This window comes from Oleiphilus sp. HI0079, from assembly GCF_001635105.1.
The window spans coordinates 1-963 of the sequence record NZ_LWFT01000335.1; the positions used below are offsets into that span (position 1 = coordinate 1).

At 44.9% G+C, this 963-nt stretch carries 1 protein-coding gene and 1 pseudogene; one reads left to right on the forward strand and one right to left on the reverse strand.

Annotated elements, in window-relative coordinates:
• On the reverse strand, positions 1-412 hold a 412-nt coding region (locus tag A3750_RS04625), incomplete at its 3' end, for a hypothetical protein (protein ID WP_156498399.1).
• A gap of 304 nt (positions 413-716) precedes the next feature.
• Between A3750_RS04625 and A3750_RS04630 the strand changes: the two are divergent.
• A pseudogene (locus tag A3750_RS04630) lies at positions 717-963 on the forward strand (Fe-S cluster assembly protein SufB); the annotation flags it as partial.

Below are 963 nucleotides of genomic sequence, written 5' to 3' on the forward strand. Positions count from 1 at the left end.
ATAACGCCGCCGTTCGGAAGGCATGCTCAACAAGATAGGAGGCAGGATTTTTTACTTGGCAGAGGAACATCCAAGCATACATGTTCGTCTCAATGCTAAGAGCACAAGATGCAAGCAGCGCTCTCGTGCTTTCAAGATCCACTTGTTTTCCGATTCGCAGCTGCGCATAAAGCTCATCCACACTTAAGACGAGATCATCCGCTAGCGCATAAGCGCGCCGGATCTCTTTCTCAAACGGAGCATTCACCGTGATGAGCTCCGGATTGTTTTTCCTGAGCCCGAAATCCACACTAAGCTCATGGGATTTATCCTGCGATCCCTCAACTTGATAACTACAGTAGTTATTCTCTCCTAGCACCACCATGCCCTTAAAAGCGATATATTCAATCAAGCGTAGCAAAAGGATGTGCATTCTTTGTCGCAAAAGCGCTTGATTCTGAAAACTTACGTAACAAGTCTGCAATTTTTCACGCAAAAGTATAAAATCGCGCGCCAGAGCACACTTTTAGCCTGAGCAATCCAGATGGAGAGCGTGCAAATTAATACCTGACTAATTTAGTGGGGTATTATATAATCTCGTTTTCGTCGGATGCCGTACTCTCTTTACTAGGCCTTGCCTGTTCAAAAGTAGGCTTTACCGATTTAAGTTTCGTAGAGCTGTCTTAACTCGTTCCGCGAAGCAACCAATACACACGCAACAAAGAGCACTGTCTGGAATGTCTGAATCTGACAAAGCTGTTAAAGACCTTATCAAAAATGAGTACCAGCATGGTTTCGTTACCGATATCGAATCGGAAACGTTTGAGCCTGGTCTAAACGAAGATGTGATACGCCGCCTTTCTGCAAAAAAGAAGGAACCTGAGTGGATGCTCGAGTGGCGTTTAAAGGCGTATCGTGCTTGGCTCGAAATGGATGAACCAGAGTGGGCACATGTTAATTTCCCGAAAATCGATTTTAACGAAA